The 23,699-nt window shown below is 71.1% G+C and carries 17 protein-coding genes; 2 read left to right on the forward strand and 15 right to left on the reverse strand.

The features are described 5' to 3' along the window. Window positions 1-307: 307 nt before the first annotated feature. The 9 genes from ACZ52J_RS37105 to eccD all read right to left on the reverse strand — a co-directional run bounded on the left by ACZ52J_RS37105 (window position 308) and on the right by eccD (window position 11,358). A complete protein-coding gene (locus tag ACZ52J_RS37105) occupies window positions 308-1,993 on the reverse strand; it encodes a ribonuclease J (RefSeq protein ID WP_360505248.1) in 1,686 nt (561 codons plus the stop codon). A gap of 174 nt (window positions 1,994-2,167) precedes the next feature. Continuing rightward, window positions 2,168-3,067 carry a 4-hydroxy-tetrahydrodipicolinate synthase gene (gene dapA / locus ACZ52J_RS37110; protein WP_360505250.1) on the reverse strand — a complete coding sequence of 300 codons (900 nt, stop codon included), beginning with the start codon at window positions 3,065-3,067 and terminating at the stop codon, window positions 2,168-2,170. A 228-nt stretch (window positions 3,068-3,295) separates the two neighbouring features. Beyond that, window positions 3,296-4,027, reverse strand: coding sequence for an FAD-dependent thymidylate synthase (gene thyX / locus ACZ52J_RS37115; protein WP_360505252.1), 732 nt, complete (start codon window positions 4,025-4,027; stop codon window positions 3,296-3,298). Beyond that, window positions 4,024-4,482: a tetratricopeptide repeat protein gene (locus tag ACZ52J_RS37120; protein ID WP_360505254.1), complete on the reverse strand. Its 459-nt coding sequence runs from the start codon at window positions 4,480-4,482 to the stop codon at window positions 4,024-4,026. Before ACZ52J_RS37120 ends, thyX begins: the two co-directional genes overlap by 4 nt. Before the next feature lie 25 nt (window positions 4,483-4,507). Further along, entirely contained in the window at window positions 4,508-5,254 is a 747-nt protein-coding gene (gene dapB / locus ACZ52J_RS37125) for a 4-hydroxy-tetrahydrodipicolinate reductase (protein ID WP_360505256.1), read from the reverse strand. A gap of 14 nt (window positions 5,255-5,268) precedes the next feature. Next, a complete protein-coding gene (locus tag ACZ52J_RS37130) occupies window positions 5,269-6,621 on the reverse strand; it encodes a M16 family metallopeptidase (protein WP_360505258.1) in 1,353 nt (450 codons plus the stop codon). A 119-nt stretch (window positions 6,622-6,740) separates the two neighbouring features. Continuing rightward, window positions 6,741-8,948: a polyribonucleotide nucleotidyltransferase gene (locus tag ACZ52J_RS37135; protein ID WP_360505260.1), complete on the reverse strand. Its 2,208-nt coding sequence runs from the start codon at window positions 8,946-8,948 to the stop codon at window positions 6,741-6,743. A 456-nt stretch (window positions 8,949-9,404) separates the two neighbouring features. Beyond that, window positions 9,405-9,695, reverse strand: coding sequence for a 30S ribosomal protein S15 (gene rpsO, locus ACZ52J_RS37140; RefSeq protein ID WP_148645116.1), 291 nt, complete (start codon window positions 9,693-9,695; stop codon window positions 9,405-9,407). A 202-nt stretch (window positions 9,696-9,897) separates the two neighbouring features. After that, window positions 9,898-11,358 carry a type VII secretion integral membrane protein EccD gene (gene eccD, locus ACZ52J_RS37145; protein WP_465625216.1) on the reverse strand — a complete coding sequence of 487 codons (1,461 nt, stop codon included), beginning with the start codon at window positions 11,356-11,358 and terminating at the stop codon, window positions 9,898-9,900. A 313-nt stretch (window positions 11,359-11,671) separates the two neighbouring features. Between eccD and eccCa the strand changes: the two genes are divergently transcribed. Both eccCa and ACZ52J_RS37155 read left to right on the forward strand, forming a co-directional pair. Continuing rightward, window positions 11,672-15,613, forward strand: coding sequence for a type VII secretion protein EccCa (gene eccCa, locus ACZ52J_RS37150; protein WP_465625218.1), 3,942 nt, complete (start codon window positions 11,672-11,674; stop codon window positions 15,611-15,613). Between the two features lie 470 nt (window positions 15,614-16,083). Then, on the forward strand, window positions 16,084-17,487 hold the full coding sequence (locus ACZ52J_RS37155) for an APC family permease (protein WP_465625220.1): 1,404 nt from the start codon (window positions 16,084-16,086) through the stop codon (window positions 17,485-17,487). A gap of 125 nt (window positions 17,488-17,612) precedes the next feature. On the opposite strand, the gene ACZ52J_RS37160 is transcribed toward ACZ52J_RS37155, so the two are convergent. The 6 genes from ACZ52J_RS37160 to ACZ52J_RS37185 all read right to left on the reverse strand — a co-directional run bounded on the left by ACZ52J_RS37160 (window position 17,613) and on the right by ACZ52J_RS37185 (window position 23,627). Further along, the gene (locus ACZ52J_RS37160; protein ID WP_465625222.1) at window positions 17,613-18,866 is read right to left on the reverse strand and encodes a hypothetical protein; all 1,254 of its coding nucleotides are present in this window, start codon (window positions 18,864-18,866) and stop codon (window positions 17,613-17,615) included. Between the two features lie 96 nt (window positions 18,867-18,962). Next, on the reverse strand, window positions 18,963-19,505 hold the full coding sequence (locus ACZ52J_RS37165) for a SigE family RNA polymerase sigma factor (RefSeq protein ID WP_360505270.1): 543 nt from the start codon (window positions 19,503-19,505) through the stop codon (window positions 18,963-18,965). A 191-nt stretch (window positions 19,506-19,696) separates the two neighbouring features. Further along, a complete protein-coding gene (gene mycP / locus ACZ52J_RS37170) occupies window positions 19,697-20,944 on the reverse strand; it encodes a type VII secretion-associated serine protease mycosin (protein ID WP_465625224.1) in 1,248 nt (415 codons plus the stop codon). Between the two features lie 101 nt (window positions 20,945-21,045). After that, window positions 21,046-21,336 carry a WXG100 family type VII secretion target gene (locus tag ACZ52J_RS37175; protein ID WP_465625226.1) on the reverse strand — a complete coding sequence of 97 codons (291 nt, stop codon included), beginning with the start codon at window positions 21,334-21,336 and terminating at the stop codon, window positions 21,046-21,048. A gap of 102 nt (window positions 21,337-21,438) precedes the next feature. Then, on the reverse strand, window positions 21,439-21,723 hold the full coding sequence (locus tag ACZ52J_RS37180; protein ID WP_360505276.1) for a WXG100 family type VII secretion target: 285 nt from the start codon (window positions 21,721-21,723) through the stop codon (window positions 21,439-21,441). A 203-nt stretch (window positions 21,724-21,926) separates the two neighbouring features. Next, window positions 21,927-23,627, reverse strand: coding sequence for a type VII secretion protein EccB (locus ACZ52J_RS37185; protein WP_465625228.1), 1,701 nt, complete (start codon window positions 23,625-23,627; stop codon window positions 21,927-21,929). Window positions 23,628-23,699: the final 72 nt, after the last annotated feature.

Genomic DNA, 23,699 nt, shown 5'->3' on the forward strand with positions numbered 1-23,699 from the left:
GCTTCCTTCGGACCGCCTTCCAGCGGGCCCTCCGGGCTTCGTTCTTTCGTGTTTCAAGCTTATCAGATGTTTTCCGCTCCGTTTTCCGGAGTTTCTTTCATCCAATCGGCTTTTTGCCTTTCGGCGCTCCCGAACTCTACCAGAGTTTCTCGGGCCGTTTTCCCCGGTTGTTCTCGAATTCAGATTCGAGCCAGTTTCCGAGGGGCCGTCCCGTGGGGCAACCCGGAGAACACTACGCACCGGGCCGCCCCACGTCAAACCGACCTCGGCCGGGGACGAACGAGCGTCAGGGCTCGACGAGCGAGCGTCAGACCTCGACCACGACCGGCAGGATCATCGGCCGGCGGCGGTAGTTGTCCGCGACCCACTTACCGATGGTCCGGCGGACCAGCTGCTGCACCTGGCGGGGCTCCAGCACCCCGTCGCTCGCCGAACGGTCCAGGGCTTCCTGGAGCTTGGCGACGACCGGGACGAACGCGTTGTCGTCGATGCCGGAGCCGCGGGCCTGAATGGTCGGGCCGCCGACCATCTTGCCGTTGGTCGAGTCGACTGCGACGAAGACCGAGATGAAGCCCTCCTCGCCGAGGATCTTGCGGTCCTTGAGCGAGGCCTCGCTGATGTCGCCGACCGAGGCACCGTCCACGTAGACGTACCCGGCCTGTACCTTGCCGACGATCCGGGCGACGCCGCCCTCCAGGTCGACGCAGACGCCGTCCTCGGCGATGACCACGCGGTTGCGCGGCACCCCGGTGGCGACGCCCAGCTCGGCGGCCGCGCGCAGGTGGCGCCACTCGCCGTGGACCGGCATCAGGTTGCGCGGCTTGCAGATGTTGAAGAAGTAGAGCAGCTCGCCGGCCGAGGCGTGGCCGGAGACGTGCACCTTGGCGTTGCCCTTGTGCACGACCTTGGCGCCCCAGCGGGTCAGGCCGTTGATCACCCGGTAGACGGCGTTCTCGTTGCCCGGGATCAGGGAGGACGCCAGGACGACGGTGTCGCCCTCGACGATGCGGATCTGGTGGTCGCGGTTGGCCATCCGGGACAGCGCGGCCATCGGCTCGCCCTGCGAACCGGTGCAGATCAGCACGACCTCCTTGTCCGGCAGGTCGTCCAGCTGCTTGACGTCCACGACCATGTTGCCGGGGACCTTCAGGTAGCCGAGGTCGCGGGCGATGCCCATGTTGCGGACCATCGAGCGGCCGACGAAGGCGACCTTGCGCTTGTACTCGTGCGCGGCGTCCAGGACCTGCTGGATGCGGTGCACGTGGCTGGCGAAGGAGGCGACGATGATCCGCTTGTCGGCGTTCGCGAAAACGTTTCGCAGCGCCGCCGAGATGTCGCGCTCGTGCGGGATGAAGCCGGGGACCTCGGCGTTGGTGGAGTCCACCAGCAGCAGGTCCATGCCCTCCTCCGCCAGCTTGGCGAAGGTCGGCAGGTCGGTGAGGCGGCCGTCGAGCGGCAGCTGGTCCATCTTGAAGTCACCGGTGGCCACGACCATGCCGGCGGGGGTGCGGACGGCCACGGCGAGGGCGTCCGGGATGGAGTGGTTGACCGCGATGAACTCGCAGTCGAAGGGGCCGATGCGCTCGCGCTCGCCCTCCTTGACCTCCAGCACGTACGGGCGGATCCGGTGCTCGGCGAGCTTGGCCTCGATCAGGGCCAGGGTCAGCTTGGAGCCGATCAGCGGGATGTCCGGGTTCTCCCGCAGGAGGAACGGGACGGCGCCGATGTGGTCCTCGTGGCCGTGGGTGAGGACGATGCCGTCGACCTTGTCGAGGCGGTCCCGGATGTAGCTGAAGTCCGGGAGGATCAGGTCCACGCCGGGCTGCTCGTCCTCGGGGAAGAGGACGCCGCAGTCGATGATCAGGATGCGGTCCCCGTACTCGAGGACCGTCATGTTGCGGCCGATCTCGCCGAGGCCGCCAAGCGGAGTGATACGGAGGGCGCCCTCCTTCAGGGCCGGGGGCGCGCCGAGCTCAGGATGCGGGTGGCTCAAAAGACTCTCCTCACGACGCACGCCATATGCCCGGGGTCCTCCCCTGGAGACATATGGCGTGCGTACTCAGTGTCGTTTCCTACTGGGTCCGGGTGTGTGCACTCGCGCCTTCGGTCCGGTCCAGCGACGGACCCGGGGAGGTCCGGCGAGCCGGGGCGCGCACGTCTGTGTCTGCTACAGGTGTACCCCGCCGGCGGCGAGATCCTGCTTCAATTTCGCGATCTCCTCGGGCGTCGCGCCGATCAGCGGCAGCCGCAGCGGGCCGGCCGGCAGGCCTTGGAGCTCCAGGGCGGCCTTGGTCAGGATCACGCCCTGGGTGCGGAACATACCGCTGAACACCGGCAGCAGGCGCTGGTGGACGCTGGTGGCCTTGACCACATCGCCCGCCAGGTAGGCGTCGACCATCGCGCGCAGCTCGCCGGCCACGACGTGCCCGACGACGCTGACCACGCCGGCGGCGCCGACGGACAGCAGCGGCAGGTTCAGGATGTCGTCGCCGGAGTACCAGGCCAGGTCGGAGCGGGCGATCGCCCAGGACGCGGCGCCGAGGTCGCCCTTGGCGTCCTTGTTGGCGACGATCCGGGGGTGCTCGCCGAGGCGGACCAGCGTCTCGTGGCTCAGCGCCACCGCGCTGCGGCCCGGGATGTCGTACAGCATGACCGGCAGCTCGGTGGCGTCGGCGAGGGCGACGGTGTGCCGGTACAGGCCCTCCTGTGGGGGCTTGCTGTAGTACGGCGTGACGGCCAGCAGGCCGTGCGCGCCGGCGGCCTGCGCCTGCCGGGCCAGCTCGATGCTGTGGTGGGTGTCGTTGGTGCCGACGCCGGCCACCACGTGGGCGCGATCCCCGACCGCCTCCACCACGGCGCGGACCAGTCGGGCCTTCTCGGCATCGCTGGTGGTCGGGGACTCACCGGTGGTGCCGTTGACGACGAGGCCGTCGTTCCCGGAGTCGACGAGGTGCGTGGCGAGGCGCTGGGCGCCGTCGAGGTCGAGTCCGCCGTCGGCGGTGAACGGGGTGACCATCGCGGTCAGGACCCGGCCGAACGGCGTCTGGGGGGTGGAGGTCGGAGCCATGTGTCCAAAACTACTCGTAGGCGGTGGGGCGGTATCCACACCGGTCCAGGGTTCGGACAGGGGGCAGCGGCGATGAGCGGTGGAAACAGGCGGTGAAGTGGGATTCCGGTGCTGCCCGCTCGGGGGTTCGGCCAGCACCGGAATCCGTGCTCACGAATGTAGGGAGCGGCTAGAAAAGCCGCAATCCAGACATGCCAGACACTCAGCCCATATGCCTGTCGTCCCAGGTCAGGGGGCGACTCGGCCGTGCTTCTCGAAGGCCGCATGGGTGAGCGGCATGAGCCGCGCCCACTGCTCCTCCATCTGCTCGGCGACCATCTCGATCTCGCGCTGCGGGAACGACGGCACCGCCGAGTTCTCCCGCCTGGTCCGCAGCGACAGGAAGTGCATCAGCGAACGCGAGTTGCAGGTCGCGTACATCGAGGAGAACAGGCCGACCGGCAGCACCGCGCGGGCCACCTCGCGGGCCACCCCGGCCGCCAGCATCTCCTGGTAGCGGGCGTAGGACTCGCGGTACGCGGCCTCCATCGCCTCGGTGGTGGTCTTGTGCTGCTCGGGCGTGCCCTCGGTGAACTCGTACTTGCCCGGGCGGCCTTCCTGGACCAGCTTGCGCTCCTCGGCCGGGACGTAGAAGACCGGCTGCAGCTCGCGGTAGCGGCCGGACTCCTCGTTGTACGACCAGCCGCTGCGGTGCCGGTGGAACTCCCGGAACACGAAGATGGGCGCGCTGATGAAGAAGGTCATCGAGTTGTGCTCGAAGGGCGTGCCGTGCCGGTCGCGCATCAGGAAGTTGATCAGACCCTTGGACTTCTCCGGGTCCTGCGAGAGCGCCTCCAGGGACTGCTCCCCCGCGGTCGAGACACGGGCCGCCCAGATGACGTCCGAGTCGGCGGCGGCGCTGCGGACCAGCTCCACCGTCACGTCGCTGCGGAAGCTGGGGGCCGTCGGTTCGTCGCTCACGCGTTGCTCCTTGCGGGTTCGGTGCTGTGCAGCTTGATGGCGTGCTGCATGGTCTTGCGGGCGCGCGGGGTGTCACCGGCGTCGGCGTAGGCCACCGCGAGGCGGAACCAGACCCGCCAGTCGCCCGGCGCGACCTCCGCCTCCTCCTGGCGGCGGGCGAAGACCGCGTCGGCCGAGGCCCGGTCGATCCGCCCGCCCGTACTGCGCTTCAGCTCGTCCACCGGCAGGCCGCCCTCGGCCTCCAGCTCGCGGGCGAGCCGCTCGCTGTCCCGCCCGAAGCGGACGGTCTGGCGTAGGAACCAGACGCCGATCACCGGGATGACGAAGGCGCAGACGCCGATGCCGATGCCGAGCGGCTTGCCGGTGGCGATCAGCTGGACGCCCTCCCCCACGCAGAGCAGGGCGACCAGCAGCAGCACGCCGGACAGGGCGAAGAAGCCGGTACGGGAGGTCATGACACGCTCCTGGAAGTCACCACGGTCACAGGTCCAGGAAGTGCTCGAGGCCGAAGGTCAGCCCCGGCGTCTCGACGACCTTGCGCACGCCCAGCAGGATCCCCGGCATGAAGCTGCTGTGGTGCAGCGAGTCGTGCCGGATGGTGAGCGTCTCGCCGGTGTCGCCGAACATCACCTGCTGGTGGGCCAGCAGGCCGCGCAGCCGGACGGCGTGCACCGGCACCCCGTCCACGTCGGCGCCGCGCGCGCCGGGCAGGCTGTGGGTGGTCGGGTCCTGCTGCGGCGGGCGGCCGGCCTCGGCCCGGGCGGCCGCGATCAGCTGCGCCGTCCGGGTGGCGGTGCCGCTGGGGGCGTCGGCCTTGCGGTCGTGGTGCAGCTCGACCACCTCGACCGACTCGAAGTACCGGGCGGCGATCTGGGAGAACTTCATGCCGAGGATCGCGCCGATGGAGAAGTTCGGCGCGATCAGCAGGCCGAGCTCCGGGGCCTGGTCCAGCCGGCCGCGGACGGTGGCGAGCCGCTCGTCCGTCCAGCCGGTGGTGCCGGTGACCACGTGGATGCCGTGCCGCAGGCAGTAGTCGAGGTTGCCCATCACCGAGTCCGGGTGGGTCAGCTCGACGACGACCTGCGCCCCGGCCTCGGTCAGCTCCTCCAGCTTCGACCCGCGGCCGAGGGTGGCCACCAGGTCCAGGTCCGGAGCGGCCTCGACGGCCTTGACCGCCTCGGAGCCGATCCGGCCCTTGGCGCCGATCACGGCGACACGCAGCGTCATGGGGAAACGTCCTCTCACACCAGCAGATCGGCGAGCTTGGCGGCCCGCTTGTCGTTGACCGGGCCGATCAGCGCCAGCGACGGCCGGTACGCGCCCAGCACATCACGGGCGACCTCGTGGACGTCCTCCAGGGTCACCTCCGCGATCCGCTCCAGCATCTCGTCCACCGACAGGTGGTGCCCGTAACTGAGCTCGGCCTTGCCGATCCGGTTCATCAGCGAACCGGTGTCCTCCATGCCGAGCACGGTGGAGCCGGAGATCTGCCCGATCGCGCGCTGCAGCTCCTCCTCGGTGATGCCCTCGGCGACCACCTTGGCCAGCTCGGTGCGGCAGATCCGCAGCACCTCCTCGACCCGCTTGGGCTGGCAGCCGGCGTAGATGCCGAACAGGCCGCTGTCCGCGTACGACGAGGAGTACGAGTAGACCGAGTACGCCAGGCCGCGCTTCTCGCGGACCTCCTGGAACAGCCGGGAGCTCATCCCGCCGCCCAGGGCCGCGTTGAGCACGCCCATCGCCCAGCGGCGCTCGTCGTGCCGCGGCACGCCGGGCACGCCCAGCACCAGGTGGGCCTGCTCGGTGGAGCGGTTGAGCACCTCGACCTTGCCGGCCGTCCGCAGCGCCTTGACGCCGCGACGGGCCTCGGCGGGGGCCGCGGTGGAGCGGGCCAGCACCGGGGCGAAGGCCTGCTCGACCTGCTTGACCACCTTGCGGTGGTCGAGGTTGCCGGCCGCCGAGACGACCAGGTGCTCGGGGCGGTAGCGGCGGTGGTAGAACCCGGCGATCTGGTCCCGGGTGAGCGTCTTGATGGTCTCCTGGGTGCCGAGGATCGGGCGGCCGAGCGGGCCGCTGCCGAAGATCACCTTGGCGAACAGGTCGTGCACCACGTCGCCCGGGTCGTCCTCGGCCATCGCCATCTCCTCGAGGATGACGCCGCGCTCGGCCTCCACGTCCTCGGTGCGGATCAGCGAGCCGGTGAGCATGTCGCAGACCACGTCGATGGCCAGCGGCAGGTCGGTGTCCAGGACCCGGGCGTAGTAGCAGGTGTTCTCCTTCGCGGTGAAGGCGTTCATCTCGCCGCCGACCGCGTCCAGGGCCGCCGAGATGTCCAGCGCGCTGCGCCGCTCGGTGCCCTTGAAGAGCAGGTGCTCCAGGTAGTGGGTAGCGCCGTTGAGCTGCGGGGTCTCGTCCCGCGAGCCGACGCCGACCCAGATGCCGAAGGTCGCGGAGCGCACCGTCGGCAGGGTCTCGGTGACGACCCGCAGGCCGCCGGGGAGGACGGTGCGGCGCACCGTGCCGGCGCCGTCGACGCCCTTGAGCAGGGTCCGGGTGGTGCCGGGACGCTGCTTTACCGCCGGGGCCTGCGCCACGGGGGGTACCTCCAGAGGAAACGCACGTGGCGAAGGCACGTACGGACGAAAGCGTGGACAACGGGGTGCGGCCCGCACGCCGCGAGGCGTACGGGCCGCAGGGGTCAGCTAGCGGCGCTTCACTCGGAAGCGGCCTCGCCGCCTTCCTCGCCCTCGACGACCGGGATCAGCGAGAGCTTGCCGCGCGGGTCGATCTCGGCGATCTCGACCTGCACCTTGGCGCCGACGCCGAGAACGTCCTCGACGTTCTCCACGCGCTTGCCGCCGGCCAGCTTGCGGATCTGCGAGATGTGCAGCAGGCCGTCCTTGCCCGGCATCAGCGACACGAACGCGCCGAAGGTCGTGGTCTTGACCACGGTGCCCAGGTAGCGCTCGCCGACCTCCGGCATGGTCGGGTTGGCGATCTGGTTGATCGTGGTGCGGGCGGCCTCGGCGGCCGGGCCGTCGGCGGCACCGATGTAGATGGTGCCGTCGTCCTCGATCGTGATCTCGGCGCCGGTGTCCTCCTGGATCTGGTTGATCATCTTGCCCTTGGGGCCGATGACCTCACCGATCTTGTCCACCGGGATCTTGATGGTGATGATGCGCGGCGCGTTCGGGGACATCTCGTCCGGGGAGTCGATGGCCTCGTTCATCACGTCGAGGATGTGCAGGCGGGCGTCCTTGGCCTGCTTCAGCGCGGCGGCGAGCACCGACGCCGGGATGCCGTTCAGCTTGGTGTCCAGCTGGAGGGCGGTGATGAAGTTGCGGGTACCGGCGACCTTGAAGTCCATGTCGCCGTACGCGTCCTCGGCACCGAGGATGTCGGTCAGCGTGACGTAGTGGGTCTCACCGTCGATCTCCTGGGAGATCAGGCCCATGGCGATGCCGGCGACGGCGGCCTTCAGCGGCACACCGGCGTTCAGCAGCGACATGGTCGAGGCGCAGACCGAGCCCATCGAGGTGGAGCCGTTGGAGCTGAGCGCCTCGGACACCTGACGGATGGCGTACGGGAAGTCCTCGCGGGAGGGCAGCACGGGCAGGATGGCCCGCTCGGCCAGCGCGCCGTGGCCGATCTCGCGGCGCTTGGGGGCGCCCACGCGGCCGGTCTCGCCCACGGAGTACGGCGGGAAGTTGTAGTTGTGCATGTAGCGGCGGCGCGTCTCCGGGGAGAGCGTGTCCAGCTGCTGTTCCATGCGCAGCATGTTCAGCGTGGTGACACCCAGGATCTGGGTCTCGCCGCGCTCGAACAGGGCCGAGCCGTGCACCCGCGGGATGGCCTCGACCTCGGCGGCCAGGGTGCGGATGTCGGTGACGCCACGGCCGTCGATGCGGACCTTGTCCGTGATGACGCGCTCGCGGACGATCTTCTTGGTCAGCGCGTTGTAGGCGGCGCTGATCTCCTTCTCGCGGCCCTCGAACTCGGGGAGCAGCTTCTCGGCGGCCAGCGCCTTGACGCGGTCCAGCTCGTTGTTGCGCTCCTGCTTGCCCGGGATGGTGAGGGCCTGGGCGAGCTCGTCCTTGACGGCGGCGGTCAGCGCGGCGAGGACGTCGTCCTGGTAGTCCAGGAAGACCGGGAACTCGCCGGTCGGCTTGGCGGCCTGGGCGGCCAGCTGGGCCTGCGCGGCGCAGAGGACCTTGATGAACGGCTTCGCGGCGTCCAGACCGGCCGCGACGACCTCCTCGGTCGGCGCCTCGGCGCCGCCCTCGACCAGCTTGATGGTCTTGTCGGTGGCCTCGGCCTCGACCATCATGATCGCGACGTCGCCGTCCGGCAGGGCGCGACCGGCGACGACCATGTCGAAGACGGCCGACTCAAGCTCGCTGTGGGTCGGGAAGGCCACCCACTGGCCGTTGATCAGCGCGACGCGCACGCCACCGATCGGGCCGGAGAACGGCAGGCCCGCCAGCTGGGTGGAGGCGGAGGCGGCGTTGATCGCGACCACGTCGTACAGGTGGTCGGGGTTGAGCGCCATCACGGTGCAGACGACCTGGACCTCGTTGCGCAGGCCCTTGACGAAGGACGGGCGCAGCGGGCGGTCGATCAGGCGGCAGGTGAGGATCGCGTCCTCGGAGGGCCGGCCCTCGCGACGGAAGAACGAGCCGGGGATGCGGCCCGCGGCGTACATCCGCTCCTCGACGTCCACGGTCAGCGGGAAGAAGTCGAAGTGCTCCTTCGGCTGCTTGGACGCGCTGGTGGCCGACAGCACCATGGTGTCGTCGTCCAGGTAGGCCACGACGGAGCCGGCGGCCTGACGGGCCAGGCGGCCCGTCTCGAAGCGGATGGTACGGGTGCCGAAGGAACCGTTGTCGATCACGGCCTCGGCGTAGAACACGTTCTCTTCCACCTGGAAGATCTCCTCTTTCGTACGTTTCCGGGAGAGCGTCCCCGCGCACTGCCTCGGGGTCGGCCCGGGCCCTCGTCAGGGAGGGCGGCAGTCGGGCCGGTCTTCGATCGAAGCCTCCGGAGTGCCCCGCTCGGTCTGCGGGGGTTCCGACGGCCACTACCGAGGACCGGCGCCTCACGGCTGCCGGGCCGGGGCGGGCGGTTCGCGTCTGGACGCTCTCTCGGATGCGGGCGGCTTCCGTTTGAAGCCTTCGGCCCGCGGGGGGGGTTCGGGTTCGTCTGCCCGGGTGGCGCGCTGGTGCGCCATCACCCGGCATGCCCACAACCCTACGGTGCAATCCTCGGGCACCCGGGGAGGTGCGCGCGAGTTGTTATGGCCGGGCGCCGCGGCCGAAGGGCCGCGGCATACGCGCGAGGGGCGGCTCCCCGGTGTGGGGAGCCGCCCCGAGCGGCGGTCTTAGCGGGCGCCGCCGGCGGCACCGCGGCGGATGCCCAGGCGGTCGACGAGCGTACGGAAGCGCTCGATGTCCTTCTTGGCCAGGTACTGCAGCAGGCGGCGGCGCTGGCCGACCAGGATCAGCAGGCCACGACGCGAGTGGTGGTCGTGCTTGTGCGCCTTCAGGTGCTCGGTCAGGTCCGAGATGCGACGGGAGAGCATGGCCACCTGAACCTCGGGGGAACCGGTGTCCCCCTCCTTCTGGCCGAACTCGGCGATGATCTGCTTCTTGACGTCAGAGGCGAGAGCCACTGCAACTCCTTTGGGTGTACCGAGCGGTCCTGGTCGACAACACAGGAACTCTGCGAGAACTCGGTGCCGTGAGCGCGGCCGCCGCTCTGCAGCCCACGACGGGGCGGCGGACACACGGCTGCGCTCGAAGGCCAAGCGTACCAGTGCCGCCCATCCGGTCGGTTCGCGGGGCCGGTGGGCGGCACGGAGCGGGCCGGGCGGGTCAGCCGGTGGCGCCGCGGACCAGCCGGTAGATGTCCAGGACGGCCAGCGCCAGCGGGACGAGCGAGATCAGGGTGAGACTGTCCACCAGGTCCAGGATGCGCCCCCAGAACGGGGAGACGCCGAGCCGGGGCACCACCAGGGAGATCGCGACGAGAAGCGCGGCCCCGAAGGCGATGGAAATCGCCAGCCAGATGGTGCGCAGGTCGAGCTGGGTGGTGGAGCCGGCCACCCGCAGGAAGAACTGCGGGGTGTGCAGGGACAACCCGACGATCAGCAGACACAGACCGAGCAGACCGGCCACGGTGAGGCTGAGGACCTGCGCGGTGTAGCGGAACAGCCGGGCGCGCAGCATGGTGGCCAGGCCCAGGGCGAGCGCGAGCAGCTCGGGGAAGGTCTCGTCGGTGAAGCCGAGGACGGCGCAGGCGCCGACCACGACCGCGGCGCAGCCGCCGACCAGGCCGACCAGCACCTCGTGGCCGCGGCGGGCCTGGTGGGCGATCTTCTCGTACTGGACGGCCTCGGCGCGCTCGGCCTCCTCGTCGTAGTCGCGGCTGCGGGTGCGGGTCTGGCCGGGGGCGCTGAAGCCGACCGGCAGCCGGGCGAAGCGGGCGGAGAGGCCGGGCAGGAAGCCGACCACGGCGACGGCGGCGACACCGGTGACGGCGGCGATGTGTCCGGCCGGGGTCCCGGGCATCAGGACGGCGGCGAAGGTGGCGAGCGCGCCGGCGGCGGCGACCAGGGCGGCGGCGACGAACACCGCGTCCTTCTCCGGCAGCAGGCCGACCAGCAGCACGGCGACCACCAGGACGGCGACGCAGCCCGCCAGGAACTGGATCCGGCCGGGGCCGTCCCACGGGTGGGCGACGGCGATGAGGCCGCTGCCGCCGATCATGGCGTGCGGCAGCGCGCCGAGGCCGAGGGCGAGGGCGGCGTGGGCGTCCTGGTAGACCCGGGCGCGCACGCCGGCCAGCGCGGTGAGCACGACGGCGGTGACACCGGCCAGGACGCCGGGCAGGCCGTGCATGTCGTGGCGCAGGTCGGAGAACCAGAGTGCGAAGCCGAGCAGGGTGAGCAGCACCCCGGCGCCGATCAGGCCGAAGCCGCGCATCAGCTCGGCGGTCCAGAACCGGCGGTCGGCCTCGACGGCGCTGGCGATGGCGTCGGCGACGTCGTCGTAGACGGCCGGCGGGAGGGACTCGGCGAAGGGGCGCAGCGCGAGCAGGTCGCCGTCGCGGACCTGCTGGGCGGCCAGCGGCAGTCCGCTGTCGAGGACGGTGCCGTCGCGGCGGACCAGGTGGAAGCCGGTGGGGGTGCCGTCGGGCTGGCTCTGGTTGGCCAGGCGCAGCACCTCGGGGTAGACGTCCGCGAGCGGGATGTCCTCGGGCAGGGCGACGTCGATCCGGCGGTCCGGGGCGACGACCGTCACCCGGCAGTAGCCGGTCGCGGCAGCGTTGCTCATGCTCCCGCCTCGATCCTTCGACGCACTTGGCGCTCCCCCTTGTTGACGGTGCCGAGGCACGGCGGCGCTCGGTGTGGCTGTGGAACCGGCCCGGCCGGGCCGCGAGTTGGCGCGGCGTTACCCTACCCGTTCGACAGGTGACCGGGGCCTGGCGGGCGGTGCGGGGGCGACCGTTAGGATCGGCGCCTGCGCGAAGGTACGGGGGCTGCGCTGTGTGGGGCGTCCTCAGCCGCCGGATTCCCGTACGGACCGTACGCAGTCGCGTGAGGGCTGATGCCGAAGTGATCGATCGACGCCGCGGGGTGGATGACACATGGGTGTGATCACGGTCAAGCGACCGGCAAGGGCGTATCCGCCCACCGTGCCGGACGAGCCGGTGGAGCTGGTGAGCCCACCCGAACTGCCCCGGCAGGGCGGCGAGGACTGGCTGATGAGCATCCTGCCGATGCTCGGCATGGGCGGGTCGGCGGTGTTCTTCTTCTCGCCCGGCGCGGCCGCCCCGATGAAGATCATGGGCGGTCTGATGATCGTCTCGACGGTCGGCATGGCGCTGGCCCAGATCGTGCGGGCCCGCAAGGGCGGCTCGACCGCGATGGCGGACGAGCGGCGCGACTACCTCAAGTACCTGCAGCAGACGCGCCGCCAGGTGCGTCGCACGGCGGAGCGCCAGCGCGGCGCGCTGCTGTTCCTGAACCCGGCGCCGGACCAGCTGTGGTCGATCGTCGAGGACGGGCGGCGACTGTGGGAGCGGCGCACCGGGGACGGCGACTTCGCGCAGATCCGGGTCGGCCTCGGGCCGGTGCAGCTGTCCACGCCGCTGGTGGCGCCGCAGACCGCGCCGATGGACGAGCTGGAGCCGCTTTCGGCGGCCGCCATGCACTCCTTCCTGAAGGCGCACGGCACCCTGCAGGACCTGCCGCTGGCGGTGTCGCTGCGGGCGTTCTACCACATCACGGTGTGCGGAGACCCGGACTCGGTGTACGGCAACGTGCGCGCGATGCTCTCCCAGTTGACCACCCTGCACTCGCCGGACGACCTGATGGTGGCCGTCGCGGCGGCGCCCGGCGCGGCCGAGGAGTGGGAGTGGACCAAGTGGCTCCCGCACAACCAGCACCGCAAGGAGGCCGACGGCGCGGGCTCGCGCCGGCTGTTCGCCACCGACCTGGGTGACCTGGAGGTCCTGCTGCAGGACGAGCTGGCCGGGCGCCAGCGCTTCGTCCGGGACGCGGCGCCCGCGGCGGACCAGCCGCACCTGGTGGTCGTCATGGACGGCGCCGGGGTGCCGCACGACTCGCTGCTGGCGAGCCCGGAGGGCGTCCAGGGCGTGACGGTCATCGAGGTGGTCCCGGGCGAGGTCGACGAGCCCAGCGGGCACCTGATGGTGACGGTCAACTCCGAGGAGCTGGTGCTGCGTTCGGCCTCCGGCGCGACGTACACCGGCAAGCCGGACCTGCTCTCGGTGTGGCAGTCCGAGGCGCTGGCGCGGCAGTTGGCGCCGTACCGGATCTCGGCCGGCGGGGACGACGAGCCGCTGCTGTCCAACCTGGACTTCACCGACATGATGAGCTCGGGCGACCCGGGCTCCTTCGACGTGAACCGCAGCTGGCGCCAGCGCGCCCAGCACGAGCGGATGCGGGTGCCGATCGGCGTCGGCGCCAACGGCGAGCACGTCTACCTGGACATCAAGGAAGCCGCGCTGGAGGGCATGGGCCCGCACGGCCTGTGCGTGGGCGCGACCGGTTCCGGCAAGTCGGAGCTGCTGCGCACCCTGGTGCTCGCGCTCGCGATGACGCACTCCTCGGAGATCCTGAACTTCGTCCTCGCCGACTTCAAGGGCGGTGCGACCTTCTCCGGCATGGCGGACATGCCGCACACCTCCGCGGTGATCACCAACCTGGAGGGCGAGCTCACCCTGGTCGACCGCATGCGCGACGCGATCGAGGGAGAGCTGCACCGCCGCCAGGAACTGCTGCGCTCGGCCGGCAACTACGCCAACATCCACGAGTACGAGCGGGCCCGGGCGGCCGGTGCGGCGCTGGACCCGCTGCCCTCGCTGGTGCTGATCATCGACGAGTTCTCCGAGCTCCTCAGCGCCAAGCCGGACTTCATCGAGATGTTCATCCAGATCGGCCGGATCGGCCGGTCGCTGGGCGTGCACCTGCTGCTGGCCTCGCAGCGCCTCGAGGAGGGCAAGCTGCGCGGCCTGGACACCTACCTCTCGTACCGGATCGGTCTGCGTACCTTCTCGGCGGCCGAGTCGCGGGCGGCGATCGGCGTGCCGGACGCCTACCACCTGCCGCCGGTGCCGGGCGTCGGCTACCTCAAGTTCGGCGAGGACGTGATGGACCGGTTCAAGGCCGCCTACGTCTCGGGGCCGTACCGGGCGCCGGGGCAGCAGCGGTCGACCGGCGGGCGGCGGGTCGCCGCCCACCCGGTGGAGTTCACCGCGGCCTTCGTGGAGCTGCCGGACCCGGTGGAGGAGGAGGCGCCGCAGGTACCCGAGCAGGACGACGCGCTGGTGGACACCGTGCTGGACGTGTTCGTCCAGCGGATGGCCGGCCAGGGCCCGGCCGCGCACCAGGTGTGGCTGCCGCCGCTGGAGGAGGCGCCGAGCATGGACCACCTGCTGCCGCCGCTGCAGGTCGCGCCGGAGCGCGGGCTGACCGCCCCCGGCTACCCGGTGGGCCGGCTGCGGGCGCCGATCGGCATCGTGGACAAGCCGCGCGAGCAGAAGACGGACATCCTGGAGGTCGACTACGCCGGGGCGGCCGGCCACGGCCTGATCGTGGGCGGCCCGCGCTCGGGCAAGTCGACCGTGGTGCGCACCGCGGTGACCTCGTTCGCCCTCACCCACACCCCGCTCGAGGTGCAGTTCTACCTGCTGGACTTCGGGGCGGGCAGCTTCCAGTCACTGGCCGGGCTGCCGCACGTCGGCGGCGTGGCCGGGCGCCTGGACGTGGACAAGGTGCGTCGGATGGTCTCCGAGGTGCACGGGGTGATGAACCGCCGCGAGGAGCTGTTCCGGGTCGCCGGGATCGACACCATCGGCACGTACCGGGCCCGCCGGGCGGCCGGGCAGCTGCCGGACGAGGCCTTCGGCGACGTGTTCCTGGCGATCGACGGCTGGAACACCTTCAAGCAGGAGTTCGAGGGCCTGGAGCCGGTGATCGGCGACATCGCCCAGCGCGGCCTCGGCTACGGCGTCCACCTGATCATCACCGCGGCCCGCTACGCGGAGGTCCGCCCGGCGCTGAAGGACCTGCTGCAGAACCGCACCGAGCTGAAGCTCGGTGACGCGATGGAGTCCGAGGTGGACCGCCGGGTGGCGCAGAACGTCCCGCCGCAGGCCGGTCGCGGCGTCACCCCGGAGCGGCTGCACTTCCTGTCCGGCCTGCCGCGCCTGGACGGCTCCTCCAGCGTCGACGACCTGCAGGACGGCGTGGCCGGGCTGGTCGGCGCGATCGACGGGGCCTGGTCCGGGCCGCGCGCCCCGCAGGTGCGGATGCTGCCGGCCGTCCTGGACGGGAACTCGCTGCCGAAGGGCTTCGAGCACCCGGAGCGCGGCGTGGCCTTCGCCGTGGACGAGGCGGAGCTGGCGCCGACCTTCGTCAACTTCGAGACCGACCCGCTGTTCATCGTGTTCGGCGACACCGAGTCCGGGAAGTCGGCGGTACTGCGGATGCTGATCAAGCAGATCACCGAGCGCTACTCGCCGGACCAGGCGGGCATCGTGGTCGGCGACTACCGGCGCGCGCTGCTGGGCACGGTGCCGCCGGAGTACCTGGTCGAGTACGCGGCCGCTCAGCCCGCCATGACGGCCATCGTGGACATGCTCCGCGGGGCCTGTTCCCGCCGGCTGCCCGGCCCGGACGTGACCGCCGAGCAGCTGCGCAACCGCAGCTGGTACAGCGGCAAGGACATGTTCGTGATCGTCGACGACTACGAGCTGGTCGCCACCAGCTCGGGCAACCCGCTGGCGCCGCTGGCCGAGTTCCTGCCGTTCGCCCGGGACATCGGCCTGCGGGTGATCGTGGCCCGCAGCGCGGGCGGCGCGGGGCGCTCGCTGTACGAGCCGGTGATGCAGCGGATGCGCGAGCTGGGCGGCCAGGGCGTGATCCTCTCCGGGAACCGGGACGAGGGCGCGCTGCTGGGGACGGTCAAGCCGCAGGCACTGCCGCCGGGCCGCGGGGTGTACGTGTCACGCCGCGCGACCGCCGGGCAGATGGTCCAGACGGGCTGGCTGCCGGTGGTGTAGCCACGACGGCCGTCACGGACGGTGATCGAAGGGGTCGGACTCACAGGAGTCCGACCCCTTCGGCGTCCCAGGTGCTGAAACGTTACCTAGATCTTTCCGGGCGGGTGCTGCGGTTCCCGCACCCGGCCGGGGCGTTGCCGCGCCTTAGAGAGGCGCCTGGGCGTATTGCCGTTCACCCGGATCCAGGCCTTTGAATCTCAGCCTTCAACGCTTTGTTTACCTTCGATTCAATCGCGATGGGGCCAAGGTAACAAGTCGGACATAGCACGCAATGACTGAACGTGATCATCGGATCGCATGTTTATGCCCTCCGCCGCAACGGATTCCGAAGCAGTTCCGACGTTGACGCGATCAATACGCCCAAGGTTCCATTGCGGCCCGGGAGCGACTGGACCAGGACCCGAGCAACCAGCCAGCGGAGGCGATACCGCTCCCACCCCAAAGACCGCACAGAGCCGATCGGAAGCCACATGACCGACACGCTTCGCCCGCCACAGACCGTAGCCGCATCGGCGGCCGGGGCAGCCGCGCCCCAGCAGCTCAAGCGTTCGATCGGCGTCGTGGGCGGAACACTGCTCACGCTGTCGTGCGTCACCCCGGCGTCGACGCTCTTCGTGATCGTGCCGGAACTGTTCTCCAGCATCGGCAGCGCCACCGCCCTGGCCATCGCCATCGGCACCGTGCTCTGCGTCGCCGTCGCGTTCTGCTACTCCGAGCTCGGCACCCTGATCCCCAGCGCCGGCGGCGAGTACGCGATGGTCGGCACCCTGGCTGGACGGCTGGCGGGCTGGCTGGTCTTCGTGCTCTCCCTGATCGTGGTGATGATCGTCCCCTCGGTCATCGCACTCGGCACCGCCGACTACCTCGCCCCCGTCCTGCACGTGGACAAGGCCATCGCCGGCGCCGCCGTGATGCTGGCCGCCACCCTGGCCGGCCTGCTCGACCTGCGCGCCAACGCCTGGATCACCGGCATCTTCCTGGTCCTCGAGGTCATCGCGGCCGGCGTGGTCTCGGTGCTCGGCTTCGCCCACACCAACAGCCACGCCCCCAGCCTGCTGCACGGCGTGGTCGCCGGGGACAACGGCGCCACCACCACGGTGAGCGTGGGCGCCATCGTCGGCGCGCTCGGCATCGCCCTCTTCATCACCCAGGGCTTCTCCACCGCCGTCTACCTGTCCGAGGAGCTGGAGAACCCCCGCCGCAACGTCTCGCGCACCGTGCTGTGGACGCTCGGCATCTCCTCCGCCGTCATCCTGATCCCGGTCGTCGCCATCACCATGGGCGCCCCCGACCTGCAGACCCTGACCTCCGGCGACATCTCCGGCATGGTCACCGCCTGGAGCAACTCCGCGGTCGGCACCTTCATCAGCCTCTGCGTCGCGCTGGCCATCATCAACGCCGGCATCGTCATGGTCATCCAGAACTCCCGGGTGCTGTTCGCCTCCGCCCGCGACAAGGCCTGGCCGGAGCCGGTCAACAAGGCCTTCGGCACCCTCGGCCGCTTCGGCTCCCCCTGGGTCGCCACCCTGGCCGTCGGCCTGCCCGGCGCCGCCCTCTGCTTCGTCAAGGGCGAGCTGCTGAGCAACATCACCGGCGTCGCCGTCACCGGGATGTACCTGCTGGTCGCGATCGCCGCGCTGCTCTCCCGCCGCGGCCACCACAAGCACGCCGCCGCCTGGCGGATGCCGCTGTGGCCGGCCGTCCCGGTCGTCCTGGTCGCCGTCCTGGTCTACGTGATGACCCAGCTGGACACCGAGCCCCTGCTGTGGACCGGCGGCATCACCGCCGCCGCCACCCTCTACTGGCTGTTCTACCTGCGCCCCCGGCAGGACACCCGCTGGGTGATCAGCCTCCCCGAGGACCAGCAGGACTGACCCCCACCCCTCCCCCACGCGGCGGTGCCCCGGGCCTCCCCCAGCCCGGGGCACCGCCGCGTTCAGGCCGCCACCTCCTTCTGAGCCACCGCTACTTCCGGGCCAGTGCTACTTCCGGGCCAGTGCTACTTCTTGGCCTTCCACACGGCGCCGGTGGCGATCGCCTTCAGCTGCTCCAGGGTGAGCAGCGGCTTCCCGGTCGGGCCCTGGGCGACCATGACCTCGGTGCCGTCCGGGTGCAGGACGTTCACCGTCAGCGGCATCTTCTCCTTGGTGTCCGGGCCGCCCCTGGTGAGCACCTTGTTGCCGTCGGGCAGGGTGAGCGCGTCCTTGAACGCCTGCTGCCCCGGGTTGTCCACGGACTTCGCCCAGTTCTCCACCCGCAGCACCACCGAGCCGGTGGTCTGGCCCTGCGCGAGCTGGAAGGTGGCCACCAGCGGGCTGCCGGTGCGGCCGGTCACGGTCACCCCGGCGGGCAGCAGCCCGGCCAGGGCGGCCTCCCGGTCCGCCAGCGACAGGCCCGGGTCGACCGCCGTCACGTCGATGCCGTCGAACTTGACCGCCGCCACGACCCGGTCCCAGGACTTGTCGACGACGATCGCCTTCAGCTGGTCGAGGGTGAGCGGCGGGGTCGGGCGGCTGTCCGGCGCGCCCTTCTCCTGAGGCGCGTTCCACTCGCTCACGTTGATCTCCCGGCCGTCCGGACCGACCAGCGAGGCGCTCCACTCCTTGGTGTCGGCCCGGTTGTCCGAGTACTCGTACCCCTGCTCGAGCATCAGCTGGGAGCCGTCCGCCAGGGTGGTGACGGCGCAGGAGTCGACCCGGGCGAGCTTGAAGTCCGTCGGGCAGCTGCGCGGCTGCCCCTGACCGGGCCGGTGCTTCTGGATGCCGATCTCGACCAGCGACTTGCCCTGGCCGTCGTCGAAGACCACGTCCGCCCCGACGAAGGTGCCGTTCGCCTTGTCGTCGTCGGTGCCGCGGCCCTTCGCGTCGGTGGTCTCGCCCTTGGGCAGCAGGGCCCGGAAGGTCGCCAGCACCTCGTCACCGCTGATCACGGTCGGGGCCGAGGACCCCGCCGTCGTCGGCGTGGCCGCAGGACTTCCGCTGCCACTGCCGGCGGCGGCCGTCGGGGCGGAGGCCGCGGCCACGGTGCCCGCGCCCTTCGCCCCCGGAGCACCGGCCAGGTACACCGCGCCGGTGCCCACCAGGGCCAGCGCGGCCGCGCCGCCCACCACGGCGGCGGTCGAGCGGCGGCGCCAGCGGCGGCGCCCGCGCTGGTAGCCGCCCGCGACCAGCTCGGCCTGCTCGGTGCGGAAGCCTTCACCCGTACGGGTGAGGGCGTAGAGAAGATCGTCCTCGAACTTGTCCGGCTCGGGCATGGGTGTTCACCGTCTCCTTGCGTCACGGGCAGTATTTGAAAGGGAGGGCCACCGACCGCCACGTCGCCCCGGGAGGGCCACCGACCGCCACCGCCCTCAGCGGGTGGCGAGCTCGCCCAGTGAGTCGCCGAGCAGGGTGCGCAGCCGGGCCAGCGCCCGGGTGGTGCGGGTCCGGACGGCGCCGGAGGACACCCGCATCACGTCGGCGGTCTCCTCGACGCTGCGGTCCTCCCAGTAGCGCAGCACCAGGACGGCGCGGTCCTTGGGCGGCATCCGGCCGAGTGCGTCGAGGAGGGTCAGCCGCAGGCTGCTGTCGGTGTCCTGCCCCGCCGCCTCCGGAAGGGCGTCGGTGGGGCGCTCGCCGCTGGAGCGTCGGCGCTGCTGGGCGAGGAACGTGCGCACCATGACGGTGTGGGTGTAGGCCGCCGGGTTGGCGATCCGGTCCCGGCCGCCGGTGAAGGCGCTGCGCCGCCAGAGCACGTACATCCGCCCGAGGGCCTCCTGGACGAGGTCCTCGGCGTAGTGGGTGTCACCGCTGGTGAGCAGGCAGGCCGAGCGGTACAGGTGGCCGGTGCGGCCTGCGACGAGTTCCAGGAACTCGGCGTCCTTGGCCTCCCGGCCCGCCCCGATCCACCCCATGCGCGCTGCCCCCCGCGGTCCGCCCTCCCTGACACTTCATCGATGCGGTGGGCGGGCGGCGGTGTTACAGCCGTTCCGGAGGAACTTTCGAGACGTCCCGATCGGTGGGGCCCCGATCGGTGGGGCCCCGATCGGTGGGGCCCCGATCGGTGGGGCCCCGATCGGCCGCGGCACGATCGGCCGCGCCCGGGTCAGTCGCGTCCGGCTCGGTCGGCGGACTTGCGCCGGTGGTCGCGCAGCACCACGCCGCCACCGATCAGCAGGGCGACCAGCAGCGCGCCGACGCCGAGGACGTACGTCGCGGTGCGGCCGTCGCGGTCGGCCTGGGTCTCTCCGAGGCCGACCGGCCGCGGCACGATCGGCGCGGAGGCGAGCTGCACCGGGGCGTCCGGGGTGGGGGCGGACGGCGCGTCGTCGGGGGCCGTGGTGACGGCCTTGACCGGGTCCACCACGCCCCAGCCGACGAACTGGTCCGGGTCGCGCTGGGTGCGCTGGGCGGTCTGCTCGATCCAGGCCCGCACCTGGGCCGGCGACCAGCCCGGGTGCGCGCCGAACAGCAGCGCGGCCAGCCCGGAGACGTACGGGGCGGCGAAGCTGGTGCCGTTGTCCACGCACTGCCCGCTCCCGGGCACGGTGGAGAGCATGTCGACGCCGGGCGCGGCGACCTTCACGAAGGAGCCGTACTGGGAGAACGGGGCGCGCTCGTTGTTGCGGTCTGAGGCACCGACGGCCAGCACGGTCGGGAAGGCGCCCGGGTAGGTGTCGCCTTCCTTGCCGTCGTTCCCGGTGGAGGCGACCACCACGGTGCCGGCTTGCTCGGCGGTCTGGATCGCGGCCTTCAGCTCCTGGAAGCCGCCGAAGTGGGCGTCGCCCGCGCCGCGCACGTCCTGGGAGATGTTGATGACCTTGGCCTTGGCCGCGACCGCCTCCTGGATGGCCTTCACGAGCGTGGAGACGTCGCCGTTGCCCTCGCTGTCGTTCTGCCGGATCGAGTAGATCTGCGCGTCGGGGGCCAGGCCGACGAACCCGGTCTTGTCGTTGCGGCCGGCCGCGATGATGCCCGCCACCTTGGTGCCGTGGCCGACCGGGTCGTCCTTGGCGGTGCCTCCGACCGGCTGCTTGGTCTCCTTGTCGACCAGCAGGTTGGAGCCCTGCACGACCTTTCCGGCCAGCTGCGGGTTCCGGTCGTCCACACCGGTGTCGATGACCGCGACCAACACGCCCTTGCCGGTGGTCCGCCCGCCCTGCCACAGCTCGTCCAGCAGCAGGCGCTGCAGCGACCACGGCACGGTCTGCACGTCGGGCGCGTTCTTGGGGCAGTCGCCCGCGGCGGCCAGCCCGGTTCCGCTGTCGGCGTACGCCGGGGCGGCGAGCGGGCCGCCCAGCACCGCGAGCGCGGCCAGTGCCGCAGCCGTCTTCCGGTACCCGCGTCCGGACACCCTGCCACCCCTCATGTCGTCTACCCGTGCCACGCGCCGAAGGGCGGGTGCCCGGAGTCCGGGTACCCGCCCCCTGTCGTTCCCGCTGGGGGAACGCCTGGTCAGTGCCAGAGCTTGGCGTTGCTGTCCTCGGTGGTCCGGTAGCTCTGCGCGGCGTTCTCCAGCGAGGTCGCGATCTGCGTGCAGGCCGAGTGCAGGTCGTTGGCCGCCGAGTCCCAGTTGGCCTGCTGGACCTTGTAGCCCTCCTGGGCCTTGCCCTGCCAGCTCTGGGCGATGCGGGTGACGTCCTTCTTCAGGTCGCTCAGCAGCTGCTCGATGCGGGCCGCCGAGGCCTTGACCTCTTCGGCGGCGTGGTGAACGGTCTCGAAGTTGACGAGAATGTGGTCGGACACGTTGTCTCCCTTGACGAGGGTGCGGAGCGTCCCGCGGTCAGTGGCGGACACCCCGCCGAGCGGCGGTTCGGAACAGACCGGTGATCAGCGCGCTTGCGGCGATCAGCCCTGGGAGTCGGCGAACATCGCCTTCTGCTCTTCCTCGGTGCTCGCGTAGTGCTTGGTGGTCTGCTCGATCGCGTGCTTGATCGCGGACAGCGACTCCTTGAGCTTCGCGATGTCCCCGTTGACCCGGTTCTGCAGGTTCGTGTAGGCGGTCGCCGCCTGACCCTGCCAGCCGCTGGTGATGCCCGTGACCGTGCTGTTCAGCTTGTTCTTCTCAGCCTCGATCTTGCCGATCGCCTGCTCGATCTGATTGGCGAAAGCCAGCATCTCCTGAGCAGTCATCGTGAACTGACCCTGAGCCATGCTCCACCGTCCCCCATGAGACAACATTGCGTACACGGAGAGCCCCGAAGGGCCCCACCGCCGCATCACCTGTGTGATGCCCAGCAGCACTGTAGTCGGCACACGCAGCTCGCCCAACACCGAGCACTGAGTAGTTACCAGACCATGACACTGCGGCCAATTCCTTTGCCGCGCTTGGCCGGTCAGGCGTTTTGCGGCTGGACGGCGCTCTTCGCGGTCAGCGGCGGGCCGGCCGGCACCAGGTCCGACCACTCGTGCGGCACCGGCAGCGGCCGGATCCCCTGGTAGCCCAACCGGGCCTGGTTGCCGCCGGTTTCGTCCTGCTGCTGACCCGGCTGCTGGCCGGACTGCTGGTCCGGCGACGCCGGGGTCGGGGTGCCCGGCTGCGGGGCCGGCGTCTTCGGGGCGCCGCTCTGGCCGGGCTGCGCACCCGGCGCGGGGGTGGCGCCGCGGCCGCCGTCACCGTTGGCCGGGACGGCGTACCGCAGCCCCGTCTCGGTGATCAGGAAGTCGGTGCCGGAGCCGCCGGTGGTGTTGTTCAGCGCGCGGTAGAACAGGCCGTGACCGGGCGTCACGTACGCGGCGCCGGCACCGTTGTTGTACTGCGCGGGGTACGAGGTCCCGGCCCAGACGCTGCGCTTGGGCGTCTTGCCGTCCTCGGCGACGCCGTCGAAGGTGCTGCACACGACCAGCCGGGCGCCCTGGCGGTCCTGCCAGTTGTTCACCGGCGCACCGGACTTCATCGGCCAGTCGGCCACGGTGCCCGGCAGCGGCGTCTCGCTGCCGACCTGGGACTGGTCGGCCGGGGTCATCTCGTCACTGCGCGGCTTCTTGTCCTGGTCGTACTTGTAGAGCATCTGGAACGCCGGGTTCTGCCGGATCAGCTCCGCCTGGAACGGGGTGACCAGGAAGAGCCGGTCCTTGCCGACCACGTACTGGCGGTCCTGGTAGTGCACCAGCCGGCCGATCCGGCGGTCGGCGGCGTTCCCCAGCTGCACCGTGGAGTTGGGGTTCGGGCTGTCGGCCATCTCCGCGATCTGCGGGAAGGTGATCGGGGTGCCGTTGACCAGGGTGTCCAGCCAGTCCCGCTTGACCCGCTGCGGCACCGCGTTGGGCCCGAAGACCGCGGTGATCAGCGACTTGCGCTCCTTGTCGTCCGACTGCGGGGAGCCGATCTCGTGCTTGCGGCCCTGCGCGTCGACCAGGTAGACCTTCGCCCCCGAGGCGGCCTGCTGACCCGGCGCCGGCGCGGCCGAAACCTGCTGCTCGTCCGCCTGCTGCACCAGCATCAGCTGGTCCGGGCCGAGCATCCGGTCCTTGGCCGCCAGCGTCGCCGCGTCCGGGCCGGCCGTCACGAACACCGCCTGGTTGACGGTCTCCTGCTTCTCGTCCGAGCCCGGGCGGTCACAGACCGCCCACTTCATCGACTGGCTCGCGTTGTCCTTGGTCGGCAACTTGTCCGGCGCGTACGGGATACCGATGGTCGGACCGTGGTTGGGGTACCGGTCGAGCACCCCGTCGTCGACCACCACGACCTTGGCGTCGACGGGCAGCACCAGCCGCGCCGAGGACATGTTGAGCACCTGGTGCAGCCGCTTGGTCGTGCCGTCCGGGTCGGTCAGCACCACGTACCGGGTGGTCGACTGCTTGCCCTGGATGATGTTCTTGCCGTCGTCCCACTTCAGCGGGGCACTGGGCTTGAACACCCCCCAGACCCCGAACCCGGCCACGACCACGGCGCCGGCCAGGATGCTCGGGAGCACCGCCTTCACCGGACGCGGCGCGTCCTCGTCACTCCCGCCGCCGGCGGGCAGCAGAAAGGCGCCCACCGTTCGCTTGCGGGCGAAGGTGTACGCGTTGAGCTCGTCCCGGCGCGATGCCATCCTCGTCGTCCCCCTAGTCAGACGTTGTCGGACGTTGTCAGACCGACCTGCCCCGTGGTCCACCCGCCGGGC

The sequence above is a fragment of the Kitasatospora sp. NPDC034035 genome (assembly GCF_055575755.1).